Annotated in this window: 13 protein-coding genes and 1 tRNA gene; 12 read left to right on the top strand and 2 right to left on the bottom strand. The window is 69.3% G+C overall.

Going from position 1 to position 14,853, the window contains the following annotated elements; all coding sequences use genetic code 11:
• The first annotated feature begins 7 nt into the window (after window positions 1-7).
• From ssd to OG300_RS34025, 7 genes are all read left to right on the top strand, one after another.
• Complete coding sequence (gene ssd, locus OG300_RS33995; RefSeq protein ID WP_405488133.1) at window positions 8-1,201, top strand: septum site-determining protein Ssd; 1,194 nt, start codon at window positions 8-10, stop codon at window positions 1,199-1,201.
• Window positions 1,198-2,382 (top strand): TadA family conjugal transfer-associated ATPase, encoded by a 1,185-nt coding sequence (locus OG300_RS34000; RefSeq protein WP_405488135.1) that lies wholly within the window; start codon window positions 1,198-1,200, stop codon window positions 2,380-2,382. The genes ssd and OG300_RS34000 overlap by 4 nt, the downstream gene beginning before the upstream one ends.
• Before the next feature lie 930 nt (window positions 2,383-3,312).
• Window positions 3,313-4,158 carry a type II secretion system F family protein gene (locus OG300_RS34005; protein ID WP_405488137.1) on the top strand — a complete coding sequence of 282 codons (846 nt, stop codon included), beginning with the start codon at window positions 3,313-3,315 and terminating at the stop codon, window positions 4,156-4,158.
• Entirely contained in the window at window positions 4,155-4,754 is a 600-nt protein-coding gene (locus OG300_RS34010; RefSeq protein ID WP_405488139.1) for a type II secretion system F family protein, read from the top strand. The genes OG300_RS34005 and OG300_RS34010 overlap by 4 nt, the downstream gene beginning before the upstream one ends.
• A 57-nt stretch (window positions 4,755-4,811) precedes the next feature.
• A complete protein-coding gene (locus OG300_RS34015) occupies window positions 4,812-5,027 on the top strand; it encodes a DUF4244 domain-containing protein (RefSeq protein WP_405488141.1) in 216 nt (71 codons plus the stop codon).
• Window positions 5,028-5,062: 35 nt separating this feature from the next.
• Window positions 5,063-5,377, top strand: a complete 315-nt coding sequence (locus OG300_RS34020) for a TadE family type IV pilus minor pilin (protein WP_405488143.1) — start codon at window positions 5,063-5,065, stop codon at window positions 5,375-5,377.
• On the top strand, window positions 5,374-5,736 hold the full coding sequence (locus OG300_RS34025) for an Rv3654c family TadE-like protein (RefSeq protein ID WP_405488145.1): 363 nt from the start codon (window positions 5,374-5,376) through the stop codon (window positions 5,734-5,736). The genes OG300_RS34020 and OG300_RS34025 overlap by 4 nt, the downstream gene beginning before the upstream one ends.
• A 351-nt stretch (window positions 5,737-6,087) precedes the next feature.
• Here the strand turns inward: OG300_RS34025 and OG300_RS34030 are convergent, their stop codons facing one another.
• Window positions 6,088-8,484, bottom strand: a complete 2,397-nt coding sequence (locus OG300_RS34030) for a DEAD/DEAH box helicase (protein WP_405498788.1) — start codon at window positions 8,482-8,484, stop codon at window positions 6,088-6,090.
• 434 nt (window positions 8,485-8,918) lie between these two features.
• Between OG300_RS34030 and OG300_RS34035 the strand changes: the two genes are divergently transcribed.
• The 5 genes from OG300_RS34035 (at window position 8,919) to OG300_RS34055 (ending at window position 14,405) form a co-directional block, all read left to right on the top strand.
• The gene (locus OG300_RS34035) at window positions 8,919-9,122 is read left to right on the top strand and encodes a cold-shock protein (RefSeq protein ID WP_029925108.1); all 204 of its coding nucleotides are present in this window, start codon (window positions 8,919-8,921) and stop codon (window positions 9,120-9,122) included.
• A gap of 241 nt (window positions 9,123-9,363) precedes the next feature.
• Complete coding sequence (gene topA, locus OG300_RS34040) at window positions 9,364-12,300, top strand: type I DNA topoisomerase (RefSeq protein ID WP_405488147.1); 2,937 nt, start codon at window positions 9,364-9,366, stop codon at window positions 12,298-12,300.
• Window positions 12,301-12,423: 123 nt separating this feature from the next.
• On the top strand, window positions 12,424-12,930 hold the full coding sequence (locus OG300_RS34045) for a DinB family protein (protein ID WP_405488149.1): 507 nt from the start codon (window positions 12,424-12,426) through the stop codon (window positions 12,928-12,930).
• A 122-nt stretch (window positions 12,931-13,052) separates the two neighbouring features.
• On the top strand, window positions 13,053-14,267 hold the full coding sequence (locus tag OG300_RS34050; protein WP_405498789.1) for a DNA polymerase III subunit delta': 1,215 nt from the start codon (window positions 13,053-13,055) through the stop codon (window positions 14,265-14,267).
• A 62-nt stretch (window positions 14,268-14,329) separates the two neighbouring features.
• Window positions 14,330-14,405, top strand: a tRNA-Thr gene (locus OG300_RS34055).
• 35 nt (window positions 14,406-14,440) lie between these two features.
• Here OG300_RS34055 and OG300_RS34060 read toward each other — a convergent pair.
• Window positions 14,441-14,722, bottom strand: a complete 282-nt coding sequence (locus OG300_RS34060; protein ID WP_405488151.1) for a hypothetical protein — start codon at window positions 14,720-14,722, stop codon at window positions 14,441-14,443.
• Between the last annotated feature and the right edge of the window lie 131 nt (window positions 14,723-14,853).

Genomic DNA, 14,853 nt, shown 5'->3' on the forward strand with positions numbered 1-14,853 from the left:
GACCTGCATGAACTCCGACGCCGCCGGATCACCGGCCCTGTCACTGGTCGCCGATCCCCGCCTGCGCGAAGAGATCCGGCGAATCGCCGCCGCGGCCGACCGCCCGCTGGACGAACGCGTCCCACCGGTGGGCCGGCATGCGTGGGCCGCCGCCTCGGTCGTCGTACTGGACCTCGCCGCCGCGCGTAGCTGTGTGGCCGCCGGACACCCCCGCCGCCCGGGAATCCTCCTGGTAACCGAGGGCGAGCCGGGTTTGCTCGACTGGCAGGCGGCCACCGCGGCGGGCGCCGAGCAGGTACTCGCCCTCCCCGCCGCCGCGGACGCGCTGATCGCCGCCTTCGCCGCGCACGACGGCCGCCGCCCGGGTGACGGCGCGGTGCTGGCCGTCGCGGGCGCGGGGGCCGGTGCCGGCGCGTCCACCCTGGCCGCTGCCGTAGCCCTCACTGCCGCAGGACGTTTCCGGGATCGCACCCTGCTGGTGGACTGCGCGCCCTTCGGCGGCGGGCTCGACCTGGTCCTCGGCCTGGAGAAGACACCGGGGCTGCGCTGGCCCGATCTGGCCATCGAGGACGGCCGGGTGGCGGCCGCGGCCCTGCACGCGGCGCTGCCCGCCACCGGCGGCGCGGCCGTCCTGTCATGTGGAAGGGGCGCCCCGACAACGGAACTCACTGCGGCGGCCGTGCGCGCGGTCGTGGAGGCGGGGCGCGCGGCCGGGGATCTGGTGGTCGCCGACCTCTCGAGCGACCACGATGCCCGCACCGATCAAGCCCTGGAATCCGCCGACCTGGTGGTGCTGGTGGCGCAGGCGCGGCTGCGGTCGATCGCCGCCGCCGAATCCGCGGTCGCGTACCTCGGCGCGCGAAATCCCAATGTGCGCCTTGTCGTTCGGGGTCCCGCGCCGGGTGGGCTGTCGGCCACCGAGATCGCCGAGACGCTGGCCGTGCCGCTGCTGGCCGCCGTGCCGTCCCAGCCCGGCCTCACCGAACGGCTCGAGCGCGGCGGTCTCACCGTCCGCCGCCGCAGCCCGCTGCGGATCGCCGCCGAGACCGCCCTCACCGCACTGTTCACCGACTTGGCTCCGGCCCATCGCATTCCGGCCCGGCCCGGTCCGTCCTGGTGGCGCGCCGCCCGCGCCGGTCACGCCCACCCGCCGCTGCCGCCGCACCCGATGGCCGGGGACCGGGCGGGAGTGCTCGGATGAGCGGGCTGGTGACGGCGGAGCTGCTGGACCGGGTCCGGGAACGCCTCGCCGAGGGCAGCGCCGATCCGGATCCGGCGCAGGTGGCGGCGGCCATTCGGACGGAAGCCGGTGGGGTGCTGGGGGATACGGACCTGCTGCGGGCCCTGCGCCTGCTGCAGACCGAGATGACGGGGGCGGGCGTGCTGGAACCGCTACTGCACGACCCGGAGGTGGCCGACGTCCTGGTCACCGCGCCGGACGCGGTGTGGGTGGATCGCGGCCACGGGCTGCGGCGGACCTCGGTGCGGTTCGCTGACGAGGCCGCCGTGCGCCGTCTGGCCCAGCGTCTCGCGCTGGCGGCCGGCCGCCGACTCGACGACGCGCAACCGTGGGTCGACGGCCGCCTGACCGGAACCGAAGCGACCCTGGGTGATTCGTTCGGCGTGCGCCTGCACGCGGTGCTGTCGCCCATCGCGCACGACGGCACCTGCCTGTCCCTGCGCGTCCTGCGCCCCGCCACCCAGACCCTGGACGCGCTCGCCACCGCGGGCGCGATCCCACCTGCCGCGAAGTCCCTGCTGGAGCACATCGTTCGAGCCCGGCTGGCCTTTCTGGTGGTGGGAGGCACCGGCGCGGGAAAAACAACCTTGCTGTCGAGCCTGCTGGCCAAGGTCGACCCCGCCGAGCGCATCATCTGCGTCGAGGACGCCGCCGAACTCGCGCCACCCCACCCGCACGTGGTCCGCCTCGTCGCCCGCCCCGCGAATGTCGAAGGCGCGGGCCGGATCACGGTCCGCGACCTGGTCCGCCAAGCCCTGCGCATGCGCCCCGACCGCATCATCGTCGGCGAGGTTCGCGGCCCGGAGGTCGTCGACCTGCTGACCGCCCTCAACACCGGGCACGACGGTGGCGCGGGAACAGTCCACGCCAACTCCCCGCAGGAGGTCCCCGCCCGCCTCGAAGCCCTTGCTGCCCTCGGCGGCATGACCCGCACTGCGCTGCACAGTCAACTGGCCGCCGCCATCCAGGTGGTTCTGCACGTCCACCGCCACCCCGACGGCCGCCGCACCCTCCGCGAAATCGGCGTGCTCACCGCGGTCGACGGCCACGTCCACATCACTCCGGCCTGGGCGGCCGACAACCGCCCCACCCCGGCCGCCGACACCCTCACCCGCCTCCTCGAAGAAAGGACCGCTCAATGATCAGCCCCGACAACCAACCCGCCTCGTGCCGCGAAGCCCGGGAGGATAGTCGAAAGCCCATCCCTGCAACAGAATTCGATTCGGACTCGGTCGAGTTCACCTCGCGCCGCGCTGATTCCGGAGAGCCCCGGCGGGCTACCGGGGGCGAAGTGTCCGACGCGTCGGGACCGTCTGCCGAACCGGCCGGTTCGGCGCCGCTTGGCCGAGCCGCCAGGATCGACGGGGTGGTACTGCTCGCGGGGCCTGGACCGACTGTCGAATCCTCGGGACCGGCATTGTCCGTTCGGTGCGCCGGGGTCGGCTTGCCGATCGGGTTCAGCGGCTGCACTCGGTCCGCGGACTGCGCGGGATCGGCCGACTGCGCTGGACGGGCAGGGTCTGCGCAATGCGCGGATTGTGTTGGGTCCAAGGAATCCAGGGGGCTGCGCACCGGATCCGAGCAGTCGGTATCGCCCGCAGTTGGAGCCGCGTGCCTGCCACTGTTCGTGAGCAGCCCGGCGGTGGTGTCGTCGCGCGGAGCTCGGTCGGAGTCGGTCGCTGTGGAAGATCGGTGCGCGGGGTGTCTCCCGTCGGCCTGCGGATGGTGTCCGCCGCCGAGTGACAGGGCGGGGCGACATGCTTCGTCACAGTTGGAAGGCTTTGCCGCACCGTGCCATTCGGAGTCGTCCGAGCCGGAGCGGGTGGGTCGTCATCGGCGGGACGACGAGCTGGGCTCGCGGCCGAATCCCGCTGTGGCGGTGCCTGAGAATCTCTGCGATGCAGGGGGACCGCAGTGGCGGCGATCGCAGGGCAGGTGGCGGAAGGAGCTGTCCGGTCCGCGCACGGGGTGGGGACGGTGTCATCGGCCGGTGTGGGAGCCGGTGACGATCGATCGGGGAGAAGTGGTCGACCGCGATGCGGGAAGCGCGGGTTCGGCTGGGGGAGAGGGAGATGAGGGGGGACTCGGTGATGGGTGGTGTTGATGTGCTCCGCGCCCAGGGCCTCGCTCTGGCGATGGGGTGTGTTGCGATCGCGCTGCTGATCTTGCCGGTGCCGGTTGCGCGGCGACGGTTCATCGGGGTTTTCGCCCGCTCGGGGAAGAGTGAGCGAAAGTCATTGGTAAGGATCGTGATTCGCGGCGCTGCTGTTCTCGGTGTGATCTCGCTGCTACTGGCCGGGCCCGGGGTGTCGGTGGCTGGGGCGTTGGTGGCGGCCACTGCCGCGGTGCGGCGGCGGGGCCGGGTGCGCGATCGGCACCGGGTAGTCGAATCGGTGCAGCTGCTCGAGGGGTTGGAGGTGGTGATCGGGGAGTTGCGGGTTGGGGCGCATCCGAGTGCGGCGGCCGAGGTGGCGGCACGCGAGATCCACGGTGAGGTAGCGCGCGCGTTCGCGGTGAGTGCGGCACGCAGTCGACTCGGCGGGTCGGGGGCGGAGGGCCTGGAGAAATCGGAAACCCCTGTGGCGCAAGAGCTGTCGCGGATAGCCGGTGCTTGGCGGGTGGCCGAATCGCAGGGGCTCGGGTTGGCGGAGTTGCTGTCGGCAGCGCGGCTCGATCTGCTGGGGCGCAAGCGGTTTCAGGATCGGACGCGGGCGGCGCTGGCGGGAGCCCGGGCCACCGCCACGGTGCTGGCGCTGCTGCCACTGCTCGGGATCGGGTTGGGGCAGTTGATGGGTGCGGCACCGCTGCGCGTGCTCGTCGACTCTCCGCTGGGAATCGTGCTGCTGCCCTTGGGCTCCGGGCTGACCTGTGCGGGACTGCTGTGGGCCGATGCCATCACGGCGAGGGTGTTGCGATGACACTCGCTACGGCGGCCGTGGTGGGTGCGCTGGGCTTGGTGCTGCTGCCCGGGCGAGTGGGTGCGGTACGGCGCTGGCGTGCGCTGCACGACACCGCGTCGAGACGCGCACGGCCGCAGCGGGATTCCCGGGCCGACGGCGATCCGCTGGGTGTCGCCGCGGCACTGGATCTGCTCGCCGCCTGTCTGTGCGGTGGGCTGCCGCTCGCCACCGCGGCGGGTGCGGTGGCCCCCTGCGCCCCGGAACCGGTGGCCTCGGCGCTGCGGCGGGCGGCGGATCTGCTGGCGCTGGGCGCGGATCCGGTGACGGCGTGGGAGCAGGCCGCCGCCGGGTGCGACGACGAGTCGCTGGCCGCCCTGGCACGCCTGGCCCGGAGGTCGGCGCGCTCGGGCACCGGATTGGCCACGGCCGTGGCCGAAGTGGCGCAGCGCCGCCGCGCCGAACTCGAGGACGCGGCCGCCGCCCGGGCCGAACGCGCCGGGGTGCTCATCGGCGGTCCGCTCGGGCTGTGCTTCCTGCCCGCCTTCCTGTGCCTGGGGATCGTGCCGGTGGTGATCGGCTTGGCGGGTCAGGTGCTGAAGGGCGGCGTGCCGTGACCGCCGCCGGGTGTGCCGGTGCGGACACGCCGCATCGGAGCGAGGAGAGGAACGACCGTGACGTCGAACGTGCGAAACCTGGCCTGGGTCCTGCGAACCCGTCTGCTGCAGGCGGCAACCGCCGAAGACGGCATGAGTACGGCAGAATACGCAATTGGGACAATTGCGGCAGCAGCCTTCGGTGCGGTGCTCTACACGGTGGTCACCGGCGACAGCATCGTGAACGCCCTGACGAGAATCATCGACAAAGCTCTGAAAACTCCCGTCAAGTGACGTATGCCACACCACCTCTCGATGGGGACGCTGGGATGGCGACGGTCGAGGCGGCCATTGCGCTGGCCACCCTGGTCTCGGTGCTGGTGCTCTGCGTGGGAGCCCTGCTCGCGGTGTCGGCGCAGGTGCGTTGCGTCGACGCCGCCCGGGAAGCCGCTCGGCTCGCGGCCCGCGGTGACTCCGCCGCCGCGGATTCGGTGGCTCGGCAGGTCGCGCCGGCGGGCGCGCTGATCACCATCCGGACCGAGGACGCACTGGTGACCGCGGTCGTCACCGCCCGGACTCCGGTGTTTCCGCTCACTTTGCACGCCGCTGCCGTCGCGGCTCGTGAGCCCGGTGCGGCGAGGTGACCGACCGCGATCGGGAGGCGGGCGGGGTGACCGTCACCGCCTGTCTCGCACTGCTGGCGCTACTCGCGATGACGGTGCTGGTCGCGCAGGTCGGGGTGGTCGTGGCCGCACGGCATCGGGTGCAGTCCGCCGCGGATCTGGCCGCGCTGGCCGCGGCGGGCGCACTGGACGAAGGCGAGGTCGCGGGTTGTCGGCGCGCGGGAGATATCGCGGCCCGGATGGAGGTCCGGGTGGCGGGATGTGTGGTGCGGGGGTGGGACGTAACGGTCACGGTTCGCGCGCGGATATCGGTGGGTCCACTCGGTGTCCGCGAGGCGCGTGCGACGGCTAGGGCGGGACCGGTCGGAGAGGAGAAGTAGCGAGCAATAGCTCGTACCGAGCGGTTGGTTAGAAATGCGAGGCGCGGGCCACATCGATGCCCGATCAATGTCAATATTCGATGAATGAGATAGGCGAATTGATTGGATCTCTATCCCTTTTCAATTCGTGCTCGAAGACTGCTCGGAAAGAATGCACAGGTAAATGTGGGCCCGACATTATCGAACGGAGCAACCCTCCAGTTAACAGGATCACATCCCTTTTTATTCAACTCTCGGCCCGGCGTGTCCATGGCAACCTCGATCTTCCGGGACACGCCCGATACCGTCCAGCTGATCTGCCCCGACCGATCGGTCGGATGGAGCTGCGATCTCGCTCCGGCGACGTCGCCGTCACGGTTCGGGAGTGCCACCGTCATCTTCGCCGAGCTCGTCCAGCACCGCGCCGAGCAGGCGGGCCGCACCGGCCTTGTCCAGCGGATTGTTGCCGTTTCCGCACTTCGGGGACTGCACGCAGGAGGGGCATCCGTTCGCGCACACGCAGGACTCGATGGCCGCGAGGGTGGCCGTCAGCCACTGCCGTAGCCGGGTGAACCCGCGTTCGGCGAAGCCCGCCCCGCCCGGATGCCCGTCGTAGACGAAAACGGTGGGCAGCCCGGTATCGGGGTGTTCCGCCGTCGAGACACCGCCGATATCCCACCGATCGCAGGTCGCGACCAGTGGCAGCATGCCGATGGCGGCGTGTTCGGCGGCGTGCAGCGCCCCCGCGACCTGCCGCGGATCGATCCCGGCACGGGCCAGCAGGGCGGGCGTGACGGTATAGAACACGGCCCGGGTCGGCAGCGTCTGCGGCGGCAGGTCCAGCGGAATCAGGTCCAGCACCTCGCCGCTGGGCAGCCTGCGCAGATAGCCCACCACCTGCCTGGTCACCAGTACCCGAGCGAAAGCCGTGGTGAGCGCACCGAATCGGCGCTCCTCGGTCACTTCTTCGATGTCGAGCGAGGTCAGCGCGCGGGCGCTGGTGCTCCAGCCCGGCGTGTCGGCGTGCACCAACGCGACGCCTTCGTCCAGGTCCAGCTCGTCGACCACATAGCTCTCGCCCTGGTGCAGGTGCACCGCACCGGGATGCAGGGTGGCGGGCGCCCGTCCCGCGTCGGTGGTGCCGAGCATGCGCCCGGACTCGCCGTCCACCACCGCGATCGCGGAACCGATGCCGCCGCGCACGTCGACCGCGTCGTGCGGATGCGCGTCGGCGGTCACGAACCACCGCGCGGACCCGTCTCGCGCGACGCCGTCCCGGCGCCTGATCAAACCCTGTTCGGCCAGGTCGGAGAGCAGTTCCCAGGCCTGGAAGCCATGCACTTCGGCATCGGTGAGTGGCTGTTCCAAGGCGGCGCAGAGCAGGTGCGGCCCGAGCACGTAGGGATTGTGCGGGTCGGTGATGGTGGCTTCCAGCGGCCGCCCGAGCAGCGCTTCCGGGTGATGGACGAGGTAGGTGTCCAGGGGATCGTCGCGGGCGATGAGCAGCACCAGCGAGCCCTGGGTCCGGCGTCCGGCGCGCCCGGCCTGCTGCCAGAACGAGGCGACCGTCCCCGGGTATCCGGCGACCACCACGGCATCCAGTCCGGCGATGTCCACACCCAGCTCGAGGGCGTTCGTGGTGGCCGCACCCAGCAGCGATCCCTCCGACAGCGCGCTTTCCAGCGCCCGCCGGTCCTCGGCGAGATACCCGGCTCGATACGCCGCGACACGCCCGGGCAGCCCGGCATCCACATCGGCCAGCAGCCGGCGGGTGTCCATGGCGACGGCCTCCGCGCCCACCCGCGAGCGCACGAAGGTCAGCGTGCGCGCCCCCTCGGTCACCAGATCGGCCATCACCCGGGCCGCCTCGGCCCCGGCCGAACGGCGAACGGCCGCACCGTTTTCCCCGGTCACGCCCGCTCCGAGCAGTGGCGGCTCCCAGAGCGCCACGGTCCGCGACCCCTGTGGCGACCCGTCCGAGGTGACCGCGACACACGGTGCGCCGATGAGCTTCTCGGCGGTGGCCGCCGGGTCCGCGGTGGTGGCCGAGCACAGCACGAACACCGGATCCGCCCCGTACCGCTGCGCGAGTCGGCGTAGTCGCCGCAGCACCAGCGCCACGTGTGACCCGAAAACCCCACGGTAGGTGTGGCATTCGTCGACCACGATGTACTTCAGGTGCCGCAGCAGCCGCCCCCAGCGCTGATGCGAGCGCAGCATCCCGACGTGCAGCATGTCCGGGTTGGTGAACACCCAGCGGGCATGCGCGCGCACCCACTGCCGGATTTCCGCGGGGGTATCCCCGTCGTAGGGGGCGGGATGGATGGCGCGCAGGGGATCTTCGCTGGTCAGCTCGTTGATCATGCGGAGCTGGTCGGCTCCCAGCGCTTTGGTGGGTGAGAGATAAAGGGCGGTGGCCCGCGGATCGTGTTGCAGCGTGGTCAATACCGGCAGTTGATACGCCAGTGATTTCCCGGAGGCGGTCCCGGTCGACACCACCACGTGCCGTCCGGCCGCGGCGTGTTCGGCGGCTTCGCTCTGGTGCTGCCAGGGTGCGCCGACTCCGACGGCCTGAACTGCGGCGATGACATCGGGGGAGGCCCATTCGGGCCATTTCGCGACCTGCGCGATGCGCGGCGGCAACTCCGTTACGTGGGTGAGTCGGGGGTCTCTGGGATCCACGCCGGTTAGGACACGATTCAGCAACGATCTCCCGTAGCTGACCGGGCTGTTGTCTCCAGGACGCAACTCCGGGTCGCGGGCATTCATCGAACCGTCACCGCGACACGCCGAACGGGTGCGAACGGTGTGTACGCCCGCAGCTTCACCTGCCATTTCACTGCAGAGTAGCGGCCTGGCTCGCACCCTGTTTGCCAGATGCTCGCTCTGTTATCCGGAAGCAAACCAACTTCAAGTACGGATTTGGGCATTATGCCCCTCACCTGCGCATTCGCAAGATCAACTTTTTTGCAAATTGTGGGTAACTCCGCTGTTGAATTGCTCGAAGACATGGTTCACTGGTTCCTGGTCGCAAGCTTCTGTGTTCGAGGGACGGATCCAAAGTCCAAACCATCAGCAGGATCGATGTTGCGAACGGTGTACTGGGTGCTTTCCTGCAGGGGGAACAGAGTACAGCGGTCGGAACGGACCCGGTGGATGAACCTACTTGTCCGCCGTTCCGGTATGGAAAGAGAAGGAACAGAATGGCACAGGGAACTGTGAAGTGGTTCAACGCGGAGAAGGGGTTCGGCTTCATCGCGCCCGAGGACGGCTCCGCTGACGTCTTCGTCCACTACTCGGAGATCCAGGGTTCGGGCTTCCGCACCCTCGAGGAGAACCAGAAGGTCGAGTTCGAGGTTGGCCAGGGCACCAAGGGCCCGCAGGCCACCGGTGTTCGGGCGCTCTGAGCGAGCCCTACCCGAAGGTATCCGTCCCCCATCGCCCCCAGGCGGTGGGGGACGACCCATATCTGTACCCATTACACTCGATCACGATCAGGGGCTACATCGTCGCCGCGCACGAGTCGCGGCCATTGAACACGGTATAAACGTTGCTGGCAGCGATATCACTCATCGCAGCCGCCGCCCCAGCCGCGTATAGCGCGAAAGCCCAGCGCTACGCGGATCGAGACGAAAGGTGTGTTCGCCGGTGGCAACACGTGACCGCGGTGCAGCGCCGAACTCCAAGGCAGCGCCCGACCAGGGCCGCCCCCTGCGTCGTCTCGTGATCGTCGAGTCGCCGACGAAGGCCAAGAAAATCGCCCCCTACCTGGGCCGCGGCTACGTGGTCGAGGCCTCGGTGGGTCATATTCGGGACCTGCCGCGCGGTGCGGCGGATGTGCCCGCCAAATACAAGGGCCAGCAGTGGGCCCGCCTCGGCGTGGACGTCGATCACGACTTCGAGGCCATCTATGTGGTGAGCCCCGATAAGAAGCAGAAGGTGAGCGAGCTCAAGAGCCTGCTCGCCGACGCCGACGAGCTCTACCTCGCCACCGACCCCGACCGCGAGGGCGAGGCCATCGCGTGGCATCTGCTGGAGACGCTCAAGCCCAAGGTGCCGGTCCGGCGCATGGTGTTCCACGAGATCACCGAGTCGGCCATTCAGGCCGCTGCCGCGGACACCCGGGAGCTGGACAAGGATCTGGTCGACGCGCAGGAGACGCGGCGCATCCTGGACCGGCTCTACGGCTACGAAGTGTCGCCGGTGCTGTGGAAGAAGGTCATGCCGCGCTTGTCGGCGGGCCGCGTGCAGTCGGTGGCGACTCGCGTGATCGTGCAGCGGGAGCGGGAGCGCATGGCGTTCCGGTCCGCCGAGTACTGGGACATCGCGGCCAAGCTGGACGCGGGCGGGCAGGAATCGGGTAATCCGAGCATCTTCGGCGCGCGGCTGGTGCAGGTCGACGGGGCGAGAGTGGCGACCGGCCGTGACTTCGGGGCCGACGGCCAGCTGAAGACCACCGGTGTGACCGTGCTGGATTCGGCCTACGCGCATCGGCTCTCGGAGTCGCTCAACGGGGTGGACTTCCAGGTTTCCTCGGTCGAGTCGAAGCCCTACACCCGTAAGCCCTACGCGCCGTTCATGACCTCGACGTTGCAGCAGGAGGCGGCGCGCAAGCTGCGCTTCACCTCCGAGCGCACCATGCGGGTGGCGCAGCGGCTGTACGAAAACGGCTACATCACCTATATGCGTACCGACTCGACGACCTTGTCGGACACCGCGATTCAGGCGGCGCGGGCGCAGGCGACGCAGCTCTACGGCGCGGAGTACGTGAGCCCGACGCCGCGGCAGTACACCCGCAAGGTCAAGAACGCGCAGGAGGCACACGAGGCCATCCGCCCGTCCGGTGACACCTTCATGACGCCGGGACAGGTGCATTCGCGGGTCGACAACGACGAGTTCCGGCTCTACGAGCTGATCTGGCAGCGCACCGTCGCCTCGCAGATGGCCGACGCGCGCGGCACCACCATGACGGTGCGGGTCACCGGAAACGCGAATTCCGGTGAGGAGTGCGTGTTCTCGACCTCCGGCCGCACCATCACCTTCGCGGGCTTCCTGAAGGCGTACGTGGAGGGTCTCGACGAGGAGGCGGGCGGGCAGTCCGACGACGCCGAATCGCGGCTGCCGGTGCTGGCCGAGGGCCAGGCGGTGACGGCGGTCGAGTTGACGCCGGACGGGCACACCACCAATCCGCCGGCGCGCTTCACCGAAGCGTCGCTGATCAAGACCCTCGAAGAGCTCGGTATCGGGCGGCCTTCGACCTACGCGTCGATCATCAAGACCATTCTCGATCGCGGGTACGTGTACAAGCGCGGTAGCGCGCTGGTGCCGTCCTGGGTGGCGTTCGCGGTGGTGGGTCTGCTGGAGGCGCACTTCGGGCGGCTGGTGGACTTCGACTTCACCGCGGCCATGGAGGACGACCTCGACGCCATCGCCGGTGGGCGCGAGCAGCGCGGAAACTGGTTGTCCAGCTTCTACTTCGGTGGTGAGCACGGGGCCGAGGGTTCGGTGGCGCGCTCCGGTGGTCTGAAGCGGATGGTCGGGGACAACCTCGACGGCATCGACGCGCGAGAAGTCAACTCCATCAAGCTGTTCGAGGATTCCGAAGGCCGCGATGTGGTGGTCCGGGTCGGCAAGTTCGGGCCGTACCTGGAGCGCATCATCGTCAATCCCGATGACCCCGAAGGTGATTCGATCTCGCAGCGGGCGAATCTGCCCGACGATCTGCCGCCGGACGAGCTGACCCTGGAGGTGGTGGAGAAGCTGTTCTCCACGCCGCAGGAAGGTCGCTCGCTGGGTGTGGATCCGGAGTCCGGGCACGAAATCGTCGCCAAGGAAGGACGTTTCGGTCCGTACGTGACCGAGGTGCTGCCGGAACCGGTGGAGGATCCGGAGGCGAAGAAGACCGCGAAGAAGGCGGTCGCGCCGAAGCCGCGCACCGGATCACTGTTCAAGTCCATGGAATTGGCGTCGGTGACCCTCGACGACGCGTTGAAGTTGTTGTCGCTGCCGCGTGTCGTGGGTGTGGATCCGACCTCGGGTGACGAGATCACCGCGCAGAACGGGCGTTACGGGCCGTACCTGAAGAAGGGCACCGATTCCCGGTCGCTGACCGGTGAGGACCAGATCTTCACGGTGTCGCTGGAGGACGCGCTCAAGATCTATGCCGAGCCCAAGCGGCGCGGCGGGCAGTCGGCGAGTGCGCCGCCGCTGCGCGAGCTGGGTGTGGACCCGGTGTCGGAGAAGCCGATGGTGATCAAGGACGGCCGCTTCGGTCCGTACGTCACCGACGGCGAGACCAATGCCAGTCTGCGCAAGGACGATGCGGTGGAGTCGATCTCCGACGCGCGGGCCTCGGAGCTGCTGGCGGATCGGCGGGCGCGCGGTCCGGTGAAGAAGACCGCGAAGAAGGCCGCCAAGAAGGCTCCGGCGAAGAAGGCCGCGGCGAAGAAGACGGCCGTGGCCAAGACCGTGGTCAAGAAGGCGGCCGCGAAGAAGGCGGCGGCCAAGACGGCCGACGGCGTCACCACCAAGAAGGCGGCGGCGAAGAAGACCGCTGCCGCGAAGACGGCGGCCGCCAAATCCTGATGGGGTGAATCCCTGATCACGGGCCTCTCGCCGCGGCGGGGGGCCCGTTGTCGTATCACCGGTTCGTGTCGGTGCGCTGCCGTAGTTTTGGGTCTCGAACACGCACCAGCGGAAGGACATTCGATGACCGTCGATCACGAGCGTGAAGAACTGATCAAGATCCTGGACAGCCAGCGCGAGCTGTTCCGGATCACCGTGCGCGGTATCGAGGACGACTCGGCGCGACAGCGCACCACGGTCAGTGAGCTCACTCTCGGCGGCCTGCTGAGTCACGTGGTGAATGTGGAGAAGCACTGGACCACGATCCTGCTGGAGCGGGATCCGAACTCGGAATTCGATGTGTCCGCGATGGATTCGGAGTATCGGCTGGATCCGGAGCAGACGGTGGCGGGTCTGCTGGCCGAGTGGGAGGTGGTGGCCGGGCAGACCGCCGAGCTGATCCGCAAGCTGGACAATCTGGACGATTCGGTGCCGACGCCGACCGCGCCGTGGTCGCCGGAGCGGCAGTGGCTCACGGTGCGGTACATCCTGCTGCACATTCTGCGGGAGATCGCCCAGCACGCCGGGCACGCCGACATCATTCGCGAGGCGCTGGACGGGGCGAATTCGACGTATCAGCGCGCCAACTGACGGCGGGGCGGCGCGCCAACTGAGGGCGGGGCGGCGCGCCGACCGACGAGGTTCGGCGGGTCTCGGCTCGTCGCCCGGGCGAGTCGGCGGGGGTGTCGGGGGTGGCGGTTAAGGTGGTCGGCGTGGCGGGTGTCTTCGATCGGCTGGTCGGTCAGAGTGTGGTCGAGTCCGACCTGACCGTTGCCGCGGTTGCGGCGCGGGGTGGGGCGGGGTCCTCGTCCGCCATGACGCATTCGTGGCTGTTCACCGGTCCGCCCGGTTCGGGGCGGTCGGTGGCGGCACTGTGTTTCGCGGCGGCACTGCAGTGCACCGATGAGCAGGCTCCGGGGTGTGGTCGGTGCCATGCGTGCACGACCACCATGGCCGGGACGCACGGGGATGTGCGCCGGGTGGTGCCGGAGGGTTTGAGCATCGGCACCAAGGAGATGCGCGAGATCGTGCAGGTGGCGTCGCGGCGTCCCAGTACCGGCCGTTGGCAGGTGGTGGTCGTCGAGGATGCCGATCGGCTGACCGAGGCGGCCGGAAACGTGCTGCTGAAGGTGGTGGAGGAGCCGCCCGCGCGGACGGTGTTCCTGCTGTGCGCGCCCTCGGTGGATCCGGAGGACATCTCGGTGACGCTCCGATCCCGGTGCCGCCATGTGCATTTGGCGACGCCGACGGTCGATTCGATCGCCCGGGTGCTGCGCGATCAGGACGGGTTGGACGCGAAGGTCGCGGGCTGGGCGGCGTCGGTGAGCGGCGGCCATGTGGGTCGTGCGCGTCGGCTCGCCACCGATGACGAGGCGCGTTCGCGTCGCAAGCGGGCGTTGGCGCTGGTGGCGGCGACCGCGCGCCCGGCGATCGCGTACACCGCCGCCGACGAGCTGGTGAAGTCCGCCGACGACGAGGCCAAGCAGGTCAGCGCCACGCGTGACGAGAAGGAACATGACGAGCTGGCCACCGCGCTCGGTGCGGGCGGCACCGGCAAGGGCGCGGCTTCCGCGACCCGTGGTTCGGCCGGAGCGTTGAAGGATCTGGAGAAGCGCCAGAAGTCCCGTGCCACCCGTACCGGTCGTGATGCCCTGGACCGGGCGCTGATCGATGTCGCGGGCCTCTACCGTGACGCCCTGGCCGTCCGTTTCGGTGCGGCCACCGCCGACTCGCGCTCGGGCGTCACTCTCACCCACCCGGATATGGCGGATCAGATCCGGGAGCTGGCCACCGACGTCCGCCCCGAGGGCCTGCTGCGCTCCATCGAGGCCGTGCTCGATTGCCGTGACGCCCTGGACACCAACGTCAAGCCCCGCTTCGCCGTCGCCGCCATGGTGGCGACCCTGATGGCGGCCCGGTCGGCGTGACCGCGACCACCCGTTTTCGTGATCCCGGCCGGAGACGATAGACTCGCACCGCCGAAAGGCACGCCGCCTTAGCTCAGTCGGTAGAGCGCTTCACTCGTAATGAAAAGGTCGCGAGTTCGATTCTCGCAGGCGGCTCCAGTGGAAAGTGGCTTCGACAGCCACTTTCCATTTTTTTATGCGTGCAGCAGGGCCGTCCAGAGTTCGCGTAGTCGGTGGCGGTCGGCGGGGGTGAGGGTGTGGGCGCCCACCTCGGCCATGACGGCCATCTCGGTGGCGGCGCGGAAGCAGTCCAGGCAGTCCGGTTGGGGTTCGCCGAGGCGTTTGTCCAGGGCGTGGTGGAGCACGGCGAGCTGGTGTTCGTAGCGGGTGCGGACGTCGGCGAGCAGGGTGTGGAACTCGGGTGGGGGTCCGGACCAGTCGGTTTCTCGGGCGAATTGGATTGCGGAATCAGGCATCTGACGAGCTTCGGCAAGTAGATCGGCCATAACCGGAATATCGCTGTGGCCGGATGGGTGTTATCCGAATCACAATTTGTGTCCGGAATCTCCCAGTTCGGCGGCCACACCGGTTGGTATGCCGCGGAATT

Source organism: Nocardia sp. NBC_00511 (genome assembly GCF_045161165.1).
Taxonomy (GTDB): domain Bacteria; phylum Actinomycetota; class Actinomycetes; order Mycobacteriales; family Mycobacteriaceae; genus Nocardia.